Here is a 13,433-nt window from a genome sequence, read left to right as displayed (position 1 = left end):
ACCCTGGTCAAGGTCGGCAACGACATCGTCGGCCAGACCGCCTCGCATGGCGATATCTTCAAGATCTCGGTCGACGCCTCCGGCACGGTGACGCTGACGCAGTACCAGCAGATCGACCACCTGCCCGAAAGCCTCGACACCACCAACAACAACGCCCACATCGACCTCGGCAACGGCCTGGTGACGCTGTCGGCGACGGCGACGGTGACCGACGGCGACCATGACCAGGCGACCTCGACAGTCAGCACTGATCTCGGCGGCAATATCGGCTTCGACGACGACATCCCGTCGGTAACAGTGACCGCAGCTCCGGCGACCAAAGTCGCGCTTGACGAGACAGCGACCTCGAGCGGGCTCGCCACGATCGACACCGGCGCGATCGTGAAGGGCGACGATCCCGACGTATCGGGTTCGGGCTACATCTCGACGGCGACCAGCGCCGGAGCTCTGGTGACGGTAAACGCGGCGTTCGGGGCCGATGGCCCCGCGGCTTCGGGGAGCACCACCTATGCGCTGACGGTGACGAACGCCAATTCGGGTCTGACGCTCACCGATGGTTCGGCGATCAACCTGCAGCAACTGGCCAATGGCACGGTCGTCGGTGTCGTGTCGGGCGGCGCCTTCAACGGCCAGGCGGCTTTTGCGATGACGATCAATGCCGCGACAGGCGCAGTCATGGTCGAGCAGTATCTGTCGCTGGACCATCCGGCCGAAGCAACGGCCGCCAACAGCTTCAACAGCTATGACGAAACCCTGACCCTGGCCGCCGGCAGCCTCGGCGTGACGGTTACGGTCACGGACGGCGACCACGACATGGCGACGAGCAACACCGCCGACGTGTCGAACCAGATCACCTTCGACGACGACGGGCCGACCTTCACGCATATCCAGAATGCGATCGTCGCCAATCAGGACAACAACGTCGTGACCGGCACGCATGACCTTGCCTTCGGTGCCGATGGCGAGACGTCGATCGAGATCACGCCGCTCACCAACATCAGCGGCGTGACATACTTGCCTGTCGTCCACAATGTCGACGGTTCCTCGGATCTGATCGCGCAGGTAAACGGATCGAATTTCTTCGATCTGAAGGTCAACCCAGACGGCACCTATACGTTTACCCTGATCGAGTCCCGCCCTGTTGCGGACCAGACATTCAACTTCGCCGGCGTGGCCGGTTCTCAGGGCACGTCGCAGTTCACCCTTGGAGACGCAACCTTCAACGCAATCGATACTAACAACAATGGCAGCATCGGCAGCGCGGAAATACTGAAACCGACGAGCAACGGTTTCGGCGTCGGAAATGGAAATCTGGATGGTGGTGAGCAGTTCAAAGTCACCTTCGCAACGGGGGTCGACAAGCTGAGTTTCTTCGTGGAACACGAAGCCGCCGGCGCTTTCACCATGACCTACACGACCGACACAGGCCTGACGGGCACCGTTACCGCCACCGTGGACGGCTGGCTCACCATCGATCCGACAGGTGATTTCAACTCCATCACGTTCACCGTTACGGACGGCAAGGCCAAGTTCGACAATTTCGCTTACTCGAAGCTCATCTTGCCATCGGATCAGACCTTCAACTTCTCAGTGTCCGGTGTGGACGGGGATGGGGATCACTCCGCGTCGCAGACCTTGTCCGTCACCACTTTGGGCGAACACCCGGCGGGTACCCCGATCAATGGAACGGCGAGCGATGACGCCATATCGGGCACGTCCGGCAATGACACCATCTACGGGCTTGGCGGCAATGACACGCTCTATGGCGGTGCCGTAGCCGATCATCTGCTCGGCGGCGACGGCAACGACCTGCTGATCGGCGGTCTCGGCCAGGACACACTGACCGGCGGCACCGGCGCCGACACATTCAAGCTCGACCAGCTCGAACTGAACATCAAGGATCTGATCACCGACTACCATGGTTCCGGTGTTGGCGGCGAAGGCGACAAGATCGACCTGAGCTCGCTGTTCGACACTGCGGTGGGAGGCAATATCGCCGACTACGTGCACTATGACGCCGGTACGAACACGCTGAGTGTGGACACCAACGGCACGACCGGCGGCGCCAACTTCGTCGACGTTGCAGTGCTGCAGAACGGACCGGCCGCCGGCACGATCAACATCCTTTACGACGACACGAACCACGTACAGCATACAACCACGATTTAGTGCTTATGCACGGCCAGGTTCCCGTGCTATGCATTAGCGAACCATGAATTGGTAATTTGGAGAGGGGTTTACATGAGGCATTCCGCAAGACTTTTGGCTTCGGCCACGGCGCTGCTCTTGGCCGGGTCGACGGGCTTTGCCGCCGACATCATCGGCGAGCCGGCGGTGAACTATTGCCGCACCATCGGCACGTCGGACCTGGTGCTGACCGACAACATGGTCGAGCTCAAGGACAGGGTGGTGAAGCTGATGGACGAGTCCATCGCCGTCGCCAACAGCCCGGAATGGATCAACTCGTCGCGCCCCGCCTTCGTCTGGGCATCGGAAGCCAAGGTCGCCTGCGGCAAGGCCTACGGCTATCTCAAGACGAACTACAAGGACGAGGACTATCTCAACAAGTGCGAGTGCTTCCACGACCGCATGGTCGAGTACATGCACTGAGCTGACGGTCGAACGCTGCGCCGACCGGCTGCGATGATGGTCATGAGAGCCTGGGCGGAGGCGGTTGCCTCCGCGTGCCCGGCGCCGGGTGCCGCGCATGCTGGCGTGGCGCTGCAGACTGATTTCCGATACAGGTGTTGGCGGGCCTTGGAGCGGTTCATCGTTTCACGGAAACGACGAACTGCTCTAACCATCTGTCTTCACGCAATTCTGGACGGAAAACCGCTGCGCACTTTTCCTGGAATTGCTCCAACTATTTGTTCTTACGCAATTCCGGACGGAAAACCGCTGCGCACTTTTCCTGGAATTGCTCTAGCGCTCGCATTCGTCGTTGTCGCGGCCGCCTCCGGCTGCCAATCGAAGAACGGCCCGTCGGAGGTGCTGGATCCCTCGGCGATCGCCGCGCCGGCAAACCAGGCCGTCAGCCCCGCCGCCCAGCCCGCGCAGCTGACCGCCAGTTCTGCAACCACCGCGCCTAAGGGAAGTCTAACGCTCGGCACAGGCTCGACGAAGATAGCGATGCTGCTGCCGCTATCCGCCTCCGGGAGCGCGGGCGAGAACGGCAGGAAGATGTACGACGCCGCGCGGCTCGCGATGAGCGACCTCGGCGACAAGCTGGTGACGCTGACGATCGAAGACACACGCGGCGACAGCGGCTATGCCAAGGACCTGGCGGTGAAGGCGATCACCTCGGGCGGCGTGAAGGCCGTCATCGGGCCGGCCGAGCTTGCGGCGGCGCAGCACCTTGCCAAGCTCTCCGGCACGCAGCGGCCGCCGGTGCTGGCGCTGGCCGACAATTTCGCCGGCGGCCCGGGCGTCTATTCGGTGCGGCTCAGCGAGGCCGACAGCGCGGCCGCGGGTGCGGCCGCCGTCGCCGGCAAGGGCGCCAAGAAATTCGTGCTCATGGTGCGGGCAGGCGCGAATTCCGCCGCCATCGAAGCCAGGGTTGCCAACGCGCTCAGCATCTACGGCGCGACGCTTGCGGTCACGATCCCCTATTCGGCATCGGATGGCGGAAAGGCGGTGTCCGACATGGGCTCGCTGGTCGAGGCGCCCGACGCCGTCATCGTCGCCAGCGGCGACGGCAGCCCGACGCCCGTGCTTGCAGCGCTGAAGGCGAAAGGCATTCCGGGCAAGGCCGTGAGCCTGATCGGCACCGACCGCTGGCTCGAGCGCCCGATCGACCCGCTCTATGAGGGCGCCTTTATCGCGACGCTCGACCAGGGCGAGACCGGACCGATCGCCGACCGTTTCAAGGCTGCCTACAATTATCAGCCCGACGTCAACGTCGCCTACGCCTATGACATGGTGGCGCTGTCGGCCGGCATCGCGAGCTCGGTCGGCCCGAACGGCTTCTCCAAGCAGGTGCTGGAGAATGCGAGCGGCTTCCGCGGCTCGACCGGCCTGTTCCGCTTCCGCGCCGACGGCTCGAGCCAAAGATCGATGCCATTTTTTAAGGTGGAAAAGGGTAGACTGAAGCTGGTGGAGAAGCAGACCTCGGGGTTTTGAATTTCACCGGGAGCGGGTTTCGTTGGACTTTCTCAGAAAGCTTCTCATTTTGGCTGTTGTCGGCGCGGTGGGGGCTGGTACGGTCGCGCTCGTCGAACACCTGATGTTCGAGGCCCCGAGACCAGCGGTATCCGACGTGCCGCCTCCCCTGCCCGTCATCAAGAAGAAGCCGGTGCGGCAATGGAAATGGCGCCTGACATAGCTGCCGAACGATCGCGGGTCTCGGTCTCCGCGAAGCTCGCAGTGGTTTGCCTGTGCTATGCCGGCCTTGCGGCCTATCTGTTCCCCGACACCTATTTCGCCGCGCTGGGCACATCCAGGCTGAAGCTGCTTTATCTCTTGCTGCCCTTCCTGATACTGGTCGGGCTGGTCGTTGCGGCCATCATCAGCCAACCACGGGCCCCAGCAAGCTGGCTGCGGCACAAACTGGTGTCGCGGGGGCTCGGAGCAACAATCACACTCGGAATTTTCATACTCTGCCTGGCTGCGTTCACGGCATTCAAGCACGAATTCTCGCAGATGGTGCCGTTCTTTGCCGATCAGATCCTGGCAAGGATCGACGCCGCTTTGCATTTCGGCGATCCCTGGAGATGGGCGCGTGCCCTGCCGGTTCCAAACATTGCGGATCGAGCACTTTACATCCTGTATTCGCAACTTTGGTTCGTTGTACTTGCCATTGTCGTCGTCGTCGCGGCTTGGCTCGACGACGCATCAAAGCGCCAGCGCTATTTCCTGTCGCTTATCACCTGCGCGGTTGTTCTGGGCGTGGTCGTGAGGTTGGCCGCATCATCGGCCGGGCCGATCTTTTATGACCGACTGTTCGATCCGGATATGTTCGACGGCCTTATCCAATCGCTAAAGGCAAGTGATGCTGGACCGGACACCCTCCTCATCGCCGACTACCTCTATTCGTCGTACACGACCCACAAAGCCTCGATCGGAACAGGCATCTCAGCGATGCCCAGCTTCCACGTCGCTATTGTCGTGCTGAACGCTCTTTTCCTTTCGAGCTTGAATCGATGGGTCGGTGCCTTGGCGTGGATCTATGCAGGCGCGATCCTCTTCGGCTCGGTCTATTTCGGCTGGCACTATGCCATCGACAGCTACTTCTCGATCATCGCGACCGTGGCAGTATGGCGGTGCTGCCGAATATCCGCACCCAAAAGCTCGTCATAGCCAAGTTTCCGGTAGGCCAGTTGCTAAACCACTTACCCGGTAGCTTGTCAGCGCGCCAGCTGATCCCAACAACGGAAGAAGCCTACGAGCGGGCGATGGTATTGGCCTAGCCAAGCTGTTGCAGGATTCCGCTGCTGCTGGCCACCATCACGCCAACATAGATCTGGAACAGGATTGCGCAGACGGCGGCGGCCGCGATCGGTACGCCGAATGGCACGACACCTTTCCTGTCCATGTGCTGGACGTAGAGGCGGAACGCACCCGCCGGCAGGAGAAAGGGGTTCTTGACCAATGCAGCGATCGCCAGGGCGAAGACCAGCAGGAAAATGGTGAACACGAGGAGGCCATTTCCACCAATCAAAAGCGGCATGGCCGCCATCAGCTTCACGTCGCCGGCACCGAGCTTGCGCAAAGCCCAAAATGGAAACAGCGCCACGAACAGCAGGATACAGCCGATCGCGCTTAGGCCCATATCCCACCATGATCCGGCCTGCACCGACACGAGCTGGAGCGAACCGAGACCGAGGCATATCAGCAGCAGCACGTCACGGTTGGCGATCTTCTGCGTCGTGAAATCGGTCCAGGCGATCCTGCCAAGGAGCGGGATGGCCAGCACCCTGAGCAGCAGCGATGCGGCCACCAAAAGGCTCATGACCGCTCTATGTTCCGCACGCTGGACGACAGTAGCTTCAAATTGTTGGCCACGGTCGGATCGTTGGGCGCGAGTTCATAGGCCTTGAGGAAGTTCGTCCGCGCATCCTGCAGCTTGCCGCGCAGCAGGTAGGAGTAGCCGAGGTTGTTGTAATATTCCGGCGTCGCGCCGATTAGTCTGTAGGCGCGGCCATAGGCCATGTCGGCAAGGTCGAAGCGCCGGATGCGGTCGCAGGAGGCGGCAAGGCCGAGCCAGGCGACCCCATCGTTGGGCGCCAGCCGGGTGGCCTTGTAGAACAGGGCCCCGGCGTTGCCGTAGTTTTCCGAACGGAACTGGGTCTTGGCCTCGGTGACCGCCTGGTCCGAGGCATAGTAGTCGACATCGCTGATAGTCTTCAGCCCATCGAAGGCATCGCCAAAGGCGGTGTAATCACCTTTGGCCGGTTCGTTGGTGCGAACAACGCCTGTGCTGTCGGTCGATTGGCAACCGACGAGCAGGACGAGCAGCACACCGGCTGCGGCGGCGAGACGCATCGGTCTTGTCATCTTGTGCTCCAAGGAGCCCTCCGACTCAATTCTTGAACCTAATCATATGACGGATCAGAAGAAAACGCCCTTCATGCGAATGATCACTGGCAACAGGATCACCATCAGCACAACTGGAAACACGCAAAGCCCCAATGGGATCATCATTTTGACCGGCAAGGCGTTGGCCCGTTCTTCAGCGCGAAGGATCCGCTGGCTTCGCATCTCATCGCTGTAAACCCTCAAGGCGTCGGTCAGGCTGGTACCAAGTTCTTCCGACTGCCTAAACAACACTGCCAAAGCCCGTGCTTCGTCCAGTCCCAAGCGATCGGCAAGTTCACGCAATGCCTCCCGCAAGGGCTTGCCGGCGCGCATTTGCAGATTCATGATCGCAAGTTGAATGCCCAGCCATTTATGCGTGCCAGCCAGCTCGTTGCTGACCCGTTCAACCGCTGCTTCCAGGCTCATGCCGGCATCGGCGCAGGTGATCATCATGTCCATGAAATCGGGAAAGCCGCGTCGGTAGACCTGCTTTTGCGCATTCTCAAAGCGATCGAGCATAACGCTCGGGATCACCAGACAGGCGAGACCAAATAGAGCGGAAGCGGCGTAAGGGATGAAAGCCGGCCATTGCGGCGGCAATATCCGCGACAAAATAGCGTAGCAACCGAGGAAACCCAGGCATACGATGCCAAGCCGGCACAAGGTGTAAATCACCGGCGCGCTGGGCTGATAAAAGCCCGCCCGGAACAGCTTGGCTTCGAGCGCATTTGGTTCCCCGCGCTCCTTCTCGACCGACCGGAAATAAGCGTCGATTGGGCGCTGGGCAGCGATCTTTGCAAGCTTTTCCTGTCCTAGCAAAGACCGGCGGTCGCCAATGCCTTCGGCAATAAGGCTCTGCGTCACCAGTTTTCGTGTCTGCAATGCCGGCAGGAAAATCAACGCCGCGAAAAGGAAAAGGGCCACAGCGGTGACAAAGACCGCAATGGAGACCAACAAACTCAAATCCAGCGCGTTCGCAAACAAGCTGCTTTGCCCTTCTTAGATATCGAAGTTGACCATTCGATACATGATGAAGTCGCCCAGCAACGCCCAAACCCCGAAAATTGTAAACGCGGGCAATATCAGTGGGTTGTGCCAGACAGTGCCATAATAGGAGGGTGCGGTGACCAGAAGGACCAGAAACATCACCACTGGAAACAAGGATATGATCCAAGCCGACATTCGACCCTCAGCCGAAAGCGCCTTGATCTTCATTTTAAGTTTTTGCCGTTCGCGCAAGACCGCCGAAAGGTTGGCCAGGATTTCTGTGAGATTGCCGCCGGTTTTGGATTGTATGGAAAGTGACACCGACAGCAAATGCAATCCCTCGAAGCCGACGCGCTCCGAGAGTTTTCGCACCGCCTGTTCCAGGCTGAGACCGAAAGTAATCTCGTCAGACACGATGCCGAATTCGGTCCCCAATGGGTCCGGCATCTCGCGGGCGACCAGGCCGATCGCTACCGATGCCGGATGGCCGGCCCTGAGGGAGCGGACGATCATATCCAGGGCGTCGGGAAGTTGCTGGGCGAATTTGAGGATTCGTCTGTTGCGGGCTCGCCGCAGAACCAGCAACGGCAACACGAAGCCGACGACCAGAAAGGCAATGAACCCGACAAACATCGGCAGGTTGATCAAAAGCGTCAGAAGAAGCCCTATGACCAATCCCGCAAGCGAAAAGAGCGCCGCAAAGAGGATCGGGTTTCCGGTGGTACCGGATTGGGTATAGAGTCTGTTTAGACCTACGGCGCCGAAAAGATAGTCGCCGGTGGTGGTCAGGCCTCGCTCGCGCAGAAGGCCTTGCAGCGTCTGCTCCGCCGGGCCCTCTTCTCCGAGCCGCTTAAGCCGGCGGTTGATAACGTTGAATCTTACACGACGCGCCGAATAAGAGACGTAGAACGACTCAACCGCGAGGATGACCGAGGCGGCCGCAAGTACGTAGATGAAATAGAGCAGAGTCTGTCCGGTCAGCATTACAACGCAACCTGCGGGTTGAAGGCATCCTTCGCAAAATGATGCCCCTGAGTAGCCGCCTCCTGAGCGAAGCGAGGCCGGACCCCAGTAGCTCGGAACTCGCCGATGATGGTGCCGTCTGCAGCAACGTCGCGCCGGATAAAATGATAGATTTCCTGGAGTTGGACGACGTTGCCTTCCATCCCGGTGATCTCCGAGATCGAAACGACGCGCCGGCCACCGTCGGAGAGACGCTGCGTCTGTACGATAATGTCGATGGCCGAGGCGATCTGCGCACGAATCGACTCATGAGTCATCGGCATGCCAGCCATACCGACCATTTGCTCCATGCGGGACAACGCATCGCGCGGTGTGTTGGCATGGATGGTCGTCATCGAGCCCTCGTGGCCCGTGTTCATGGCCTGCAGCATGTCGAAGGCTTCCTCGCCGCGCACCTCGCCGACAATGATGCGGTCGGGCCGCATGCGCAGCGCATTCTTCACTAGCTCGCGTTGGCGGACTTCGCCCTTGCCTTCGACATTTGGCGGACGGGTCTCCAATCGCCCGACATGCGGCTGCTGCAGTTGCAGCTCCGCCGCGTCCTCGATGGTGATCAAGCGCTCGGCACTCGGAATGTAGCTCGACAACGCGTTCAGCAGAGTCGTCTTGCCGCTGCCTGTGCCGCCCGAAACCAGGATCGACTTGCGCGTCTGCACCGCTATCCGCAGCAAATCGACCATGGGCGGACGGATCGAGTTGAACGCGATCAGCCGTTCCAGCGAATAGGGATGCTTTGAGAACTTGCGGATCGACACCAGCGGACCATCGACCGAGATCGGCCGCACCGCGATATTGACGCGCGAACCGTCTTCGAGACGCGCATCGGCCATCGGCGAGGATTCATCGACACGCCGACCTATGGCCGACACGATCTTATTGACGATGCGCAAGAGATGCGCCTCATCACGAAAACGGATCGCCGTTTCTTCAATGACACCGCGCCGTTCGATGAACACCCGCTTGTGCGTATTGATCAGGATGTCGGCGATCGAATCGTCCTTGAGCAAGGGTTCGATTGGCCCCAGGCCCAACATCTCGTCCGCAGTGTCGCTGGTCAGCTGGTCGAGCTCGCGCGCGTTCAAGGGAACATTTCTGACGCGCACGAATTCGCGCACGATCGGCCGGATCTCGTTCAGGATCTCGTCCTTGGAAGCATTCTCAAGGGCGGTTAGATTGAATCTGTCGATGAGATGCCTATGCAGATCCACTTTGAGCGATAGAAAATCGTCGGACGCTGGTTCGGCCTGCACTGGCTGGACGACCACCGCGCCATTGGACGTCACGGGCGCCTGCACTGATTGTGGTGTGCGCTGCTCGCCCGGTCCTTTGATGAAGCGACCCAACATGTCGCCGAACCCCTGTTGATTTCCCCGGCATCGAAACTAAGCGTTAACCACGGAGGGCACAAGCGCGTAGAGGACACAGTGGAAGCATTACTTGCGGCATAGTTAAGAAAGCGAGATTTGAGAAATCGTTTTATTTTTGCCGCGCTCCTGTCGCACCGACCAAGGTCTTAGGACCTTTGTCCCTCGAAGGAGACCTTTTCGGTTAAATTGCCAGATATAATGATTTATGCATCATCACTAATGTTCTTGAAGCCTCGACCGAAGGAGGCAGAATTGTGAATGAATGGTTAAGATCGCTTGAAAACTGAAGAGAATCAAGCTCTTGCGAAGAATGAAAATCCATTGAAACGAGTATTGAAAGGTTAAGGAACTGTTAATCCGTTTGACTCGGCTTTTTTGCGGGACAAGGATTGAACGTGACGGGGGATGCTTTGGGTATGGGGTTTCATCCTTAGGCTCGTCTCGTCGGGTTCAAACCTCCAAAGGGAGAAATTGGCATGAAAAAGCTCATGACGATGGCCCGGCAGTTCCGCGACGACGAAAACGGCGCTGCTATGGTCGAATATTCTATTCTGATCGGCATCATCGCCGCAGCATCCATTCTGATCATTGTCGGCATCGGTCTGTGGGTGACGGGACGTTTCACCGCCCTCTGCACCGGCCTGAACGCCGGTCCTGGCAGCTGCTCGGTCACGGGCACGGGTAGCTGATCGCTTGCGCTCTTTTCAGGCCCGGACTTGGGTCCGGGCCTGAATCAGCTGTCGGACGGGCGAAGCTGATTCGTATGGCTTTCTTGGGGTTGGGCTCATGCGCGCGAATACAGTCATAATGATCATTCTTGCCGGCATCTTTGGGGTGCTGGCTGTTGTGCTCGCCAACATCTGGCTCGCCAACCAACGCAACGCGATGGCACAAGCAGGCAATGTTCCTCGCGACACCATTGTGGTGGCTGCGGTGCCGCTCAAATTCGGCGACACTTTGAGCGAGGACAAGCTGCGCGAGATAGCGTGGCCGGCGGGTGCGGTTCCGGCTGGTGCATTCAAGACGACGAAAGAAGCTTTGGCCGGCAATGGCACTAGGCAAGCGCTGCAGGCAATCGGCGCCAATGAGCCGGTTCTGACAACCAAAATCACAGGCCCTGGTCAGCGTGCAACGCTTTCCGCCGTGCTTGGCGAAGGCATGAAGGCCGTTTCCATTAGGGTCAATGACGTTCTCGGTGTCGCCGGCTTTGTGTTTCCAGGAGACCGGGTCGATATTCTCCTGACTCGCGCCGTGCATGGCGACGGAGGCTCCGACAGAAGTTATGTCGACGTGCTCTTGCAGAGCGTCAAGGTGCTTGCGATCGACCAGGTCGCCGACGAAAGCAAGGATAACCCGCAGGTCGTGAAAGCCGTAACGGTCGAAGTCGGCACCAAAGACGCGCAGAAGCTGACGCTTGCGGCGGGCGCGGGCCAGTTGTCGCTGGCGCTCCGCCAAGCCGCAGCCAGCAAGGGAGAATCTACGGAACGTGTCACGCTTTCGGACCTGACGGGTGACACTCCCGAAGATGTCGCCAAGAGGCAGGCCGAACTTGACAGACAGAAGGCCGCGGAGGCTGCCGCTGCTGAGGAACGCAAGCGTTCGAATGAGAAAATCGACGGACTGGCCCAGGCCGTGGAGCGTGTCGGCAGCCAGATCGACCAGTTGAGCAAGGTGAAGCCTGCTGTGGCACCTGCGCCACAACCGCAGGAAGTTGTAAAGGAAGTGGTCAAATATGTGCAGCCGGAACCTCCGGCCCGCGCTACAATCGGCGTGTTTCGCGGCGTGAAGCTCGAAACATACGATGTGCCGCGGCAAAAGTAACGTTGGCACGCTAGGATAGGTGGAGTCCGAATCAGCCAACGAGGGGGTAAGAGTAGATGCGTAAGTTCTGGCGGCCACTTGCGGCAGTTGCTCTGGCGTTGTCCTGGTTGTGGCCTTTGACCTCCGCGGTTCACGCGGCTGACCGCTTCATTGATGTGTCGAGCCCGTCGCTGCACCGCGTTTTCGTGCCCGTTTCTCAATCCGCCACGATCCAGGTCAACGCCACGCTGGGCGATATCGTCGTCGGCGACGAAAAGATCGCCGATGCGCAGCCGATGACGGACAAGACGCTCTACATCATCGGCAAGAGCGTCGGCACCACCACGGTCAACTTGTTTTCCGAGGACAAGCGCTCGCTGGGCGCCATCCAGATCGAGGTCGGCCAGGATGTCAGCGACATGGCGGTAGCCATTCGCCAGGTGGCGCCGAAGGCGCGCATCGAGATCGGTTCGATCAACGGCAAGGTTAGGCTTTCCGGCCATGTCAAGGACGCAGCGACACTGGCCTCAATCGTGGAGGTCACGCAGCAATATGGCCCTGACGCCATCATCAACGCCGTCACCATCGATGACAGCGAGCAGGTCAATCTGTCGGTGCGCGTCCTGGAGGCCAAGCGCAATGCCGATCGCGATCTCGGAGTTTCGATCAAAAGTACGAACGGCAGTGGCACGACGCGTACTGGAACGGGCGTTGCCGCGGTCGACAAGAATGGCGTGGTGCTCGGGCCAGGCGATCTCTTAAGCGGTCTGCTTTCCAATGCCAGCCCGTTCGGCGCACTGATCACCCGCGTCATTGACAGTAACATCAAGGTCGACCTGATTATTGAAGCGCTTGAGCAGAAAGGCGTCGTGCGCCTTTTGGCGGAACCGAACCTCACCACGGTTTCCGGTGAGACCGCCAGCTTCAACGCCGGCGGCGAAGTGCCCATCCGTAGCGTCAACAGCCAGGGCGAAATCGAAATCCAGTTCAAGCAGTTCGGCGTCAATCTCAACTTCACGCCGGTCGTGCTCGACGATGGCAAGATCCATATCAAGCTGGCGCCGGAGGTTAGCGACCTGACCGGCTTCACCCCCGCCGGCGATCCGATCTTCACCAACCGCAAGCTGGCGACCACAGTCGACCTGCGCGACGGCCAGAGCTTTGCCGTCGGCGGTCTGCTCTCCAGCAAGAACACCAGGCTGCAGGAGCAGGTGCCGTGGCTCGGCCAGGTGCCGATCATCGGCGCGCTGTTCCACAATTCGAGCACGCAGAAGGAAGAGACGGAACTCGTCGTCATCGTCACGCCGCATCTGGTGCGGCCGGTGAAGCCCGGCGAGCAACTGGCAACGCCATTCGACAAGACGCGGCCCGCCAACGACCCGGAACTCATGCTGCTCGGCCAGCTCGAAGTCAGCAAGGACATGATCAGGAAGTATGAGCATGGCGACGGTGTCACCGGCCCTTATGGCCACATGCTGGATGTGAAATCGAAGGACAAGCTGGTCTATGTCAAGAAATAAGCTTCTGCTCGTCCTTCTCGGTTCCGGCCTGCTTGCAGGCTGCGCGGCGGACTATTTGAACAACTACGACACTATGACGTTGGCCTCGGGCGACTCGCAGAAGGCCAACCAGCTGCTGCAGACGGTCGACCCATACAACCCGGCTTCCAACAATACGAAGATCGAGGGGGACGGGGCGCGGTCGGTCGGCGTCATACAGAGGTACAAAGTTCCGCCACCCCCG

The 13,433-nt window shown here is 59.8% G+C and carries 13 protein-coding genes; 8 read left to right on the top strand and 5 right to left on the bottom strand.

All coding sequences use genetic code 11. The features are described 5' to 3' along the window. The first annotated feature begins 3 nt into the window (after window positions 1-3). The 5 genes from EN853_RS35090 to EN853_RS07320 all read left to right on the top strand — a co-directional run bounded on the left by EN853_RS35090 (window position 4) and on the right by EN853_RS07320 (window position 5,295). Window positions 4-2,169: a DUF5801 repeats-in-toxin domain-containing protein gene (locus tag EN853_RS35090; RefSeq protein WP_281061588.1), complete on the top strand. Its 2,166-nt coding sequence runs from the start codon at window positions 4-6 to the stop codon at window positions 2,167-2,169. 72 nt (window positions 2,170-2,241) lie between these two features. Continuing rightward, entirely contained in the window at window positions 2,242-2,610 is a 369-nt protein-coding gene (locus tag EN853_RS07335) for a hypothetical protein (protein WP_127858878.1), read from the top strand. A 378-nt stretch (window positions 2,611-2,988) separates the two neighbouring features. Further along, window positions 2,989-4,119: an ABC transporter substrate-binding protein gene (locus tag EN853_RS07330; protein ID WP_245516847.1), complete on the top strand. Its 1,131-nt coding sequence runs from the start codon at window positions 2,989-2,991 to the stop codon at window positions 4,117-4,119. 22 nt (window positions 4,120-4,141) lie between these two features. Further along, complete coding sequence (locus tag EN853_RS07325) at window positions 4,142-4,321, top strand: hypothetical protein (RefSeq protein WP_127858876.1); 180 nt, start codon at window positions 4,142-4,144, stop codon at window positions 4,319-4,321. Beyond that, on the top strand, window positions 4,306-5,295 hold the full coding sequence (locus EN853_RS07320; protein ID WP_167524400.1) for a phosphatase PAP2 family protein: 990 nt from the start codon (window positions 4,306-4,308) through the stop codon (window positions 5,293-5,295). Before EN853_RS07325 ends, EN853_RS07320 begins: the two co-directional genes overlap by 16 nt. Before the next feature lie 106 nt (window positions 5,296-5,401). Here the strand turns inward: EN853_RS07320 and EN853_RS07315 are convergent, their stop codons facing one another. The 5 genes from EN853_RS07315 to EN853_RS07295 are packed head-to-tail and all read right to left on the bottom strand — an operon-like array spanning window position 5,402 to window position 9,869. Further along, window positions 5,402-5,935 (bottom strand): prepilin peptidase, encoded by a 534-nt coding sequence (locus EN853_RS07315; RefSeq protein ID WP_348631564.1) that lies wholly within the window; start codon window positions 5,933-5,935, stop codon window positions 5,402-5,404. Between the two features lie 8 nt (window positions 5,936-5,943). After that, window positions 5,944-6,492, bottom strand: coding sequence for a tetratricopeptide repeat protein (locus EN853_RS07310; RefSeq protein ID WP_167524399.1), 549 nt, complete (start codon window positions 6,490-6,492; stop codon window positions 5,944-5,946). 54 nt (window positions 6,493-6,546) lie between these two features. Next, window positions 6,547-7,497 carry a type II secretion system F family protein gene (locus tag EN853_RS07305; protein WP_127858873.1) on the bottom strand — a complete coding sequence of 317 codons (951 nt, stop codon included), beginning with the start codon at window positions 7,495-7,497 and terminating at the stop codon, window positions 6,547-6,549. A gap of 15 nt (window positions 7,498-7,512) precedes the next feature. Continuing rightward, window positions 7,513-8,484, bottom strand: coding sequence for a type II secretion system F family protein (locus tag EN853_RS07300; RefSeq protein WP_127858872.1), 972 nt, complete (start codon window positions 8,482-8,484; stop codon window positions 7,513-7,515). Then, window positions 8,484-9,869 carry a CpaF family protein gene (locus EN853_RS07295; RefSeq protein WP_127858871.1) on the bottom strand — a complete coding sequence of 462 codons (1,386 nt, stop codon included), beginning with the start codon at window positions 9,867-9,869 and terminating at the stop codon, window positions 8,484-8,486. The genes EN853_RS07300 and EN853_RS07295 overlap by 1 nt, the downstream gene beginning before the upstream one ends. A 497-nt stretch (window positions 9,870-10,366) precedes the next feature. Between EN853_RS07295 and EN853_RS07290 the strand changes: the two genes are divergently transcribed. The 3 genes from EN853_RS07290 to EN853_RS07280 all read left to right on the top strand — a co-directional run bounded on the left by EN853_RS07290 (window position 10,367) and on the right by EN853_RS07280 (window position 13,210). Further along, entirely contained in the window at window positions 10,367-10,579 is a 213-nt protein-coding gene (locus EN853_RS07290; protein ID WP_127858870.1) for a Flp family type IVb pilin, read from the top strand. Window positions 10,580-10,676: 97 nt separating this feature from the next. Further along, complete coding sequence (cpaB, locus tag EN853_RS07285; RefSeq protein ID WP_127858869.1) at window positions 10,677-11,711, top strand: Flp pilus assembly protein CpaB; 1,035 nt, start codon at window positions 10,677-10,679, stop codon at window positions 11,709-11,711. Window positions 11,712-11,767: 56 nt separating this feature from the next. After that, complete coding sequence (locus tag EN853_RS07280) at window positions 11,768-13,210, top strand: type II and III secretion system protein family protein (protein ID WP_127858868.1); 1,443 nt, start codon at window positions 11,768-11,770, stop codon at window positions 13,208-13,210. The last annotated feature ends 223 nt before the right edge of the window (window positions 13,211-13,433 follow it).

Source organism: Mesorhizobium sp. M1C.F.Ca.ET.210.01.1.1 (genome assembly GCF_004791585.1).
GTDB lineage: Bacteria > Pseudomonadota > Alphaproteobacteria > Rhizobiales > Rhizobiaceae > Mesorhizobium.
The sequence above is the reverse complement of the archived record's forward strand: the minus strand, read 5'-3'. Positions and strand labels throughout refer to the sequence as shown.

Excerpts from the sequence above, each read along its gene's own strand:
- EN853_RS07335 (WP_127858878.1), top strand. The coding sequence starts at position 2,242 with ATGAGGCATTCCGCAAGACTTTTGGCTTCGGCCACGGCGCTGCTCTTG.
- EN853_RS07320 (WP_167524400.1), top strand. The coding sequence starts at position 4,306 with ATGGCGCCTGACATAGCTGCCGAACGATCGCGGGTCTCGGTCTCCGCG.
- EN853_RS07310 (WP_167524399.1), bottom strand. The coding sequence starts at position 6,492 with ATGACAAGACCGATGCGTCTCGCCGCCGCAGCCGGTGTGCTGCTCGTC.
- EN853_RS07300 (WP_127858872.1), bottom strand. The coding sequence starts at position 8,484 with ATGCTGACCGGACAGACTCTGCTCTATTTCATCTACGTACTTGCGGCC.
- EN853_RS07295 (WP_127858871.1), bottom strand. The coding sequence starts at position 9,869 with ATGTTGGGTCGCTTCATCAAAGGACCGGGCGAGCAGCGCACACCACAA.
- EN853_RS07290 (WP_127858870.1), top strand. The coding sequence starts at position 10,367 with ATGAAAAAGCTCATGACGATGGCCCGGCAGTTCCGCGACGACGAAAAC.
- cpaB (WP_127858869.1), top strand. The coding sequence starts at position 10,677 with ATGCGCGCGAATACAGTCATAATGATCATTCTTGCCGGCATCTTTGGG.
- EN853_RS07280 (WP_127858868.1), top strand. The coding sequence starts at position 11,768 with ATGCGTAAGTTCTGGCGGCCACTTGCGGCAGTTGCTCTGGCGTTGTCC.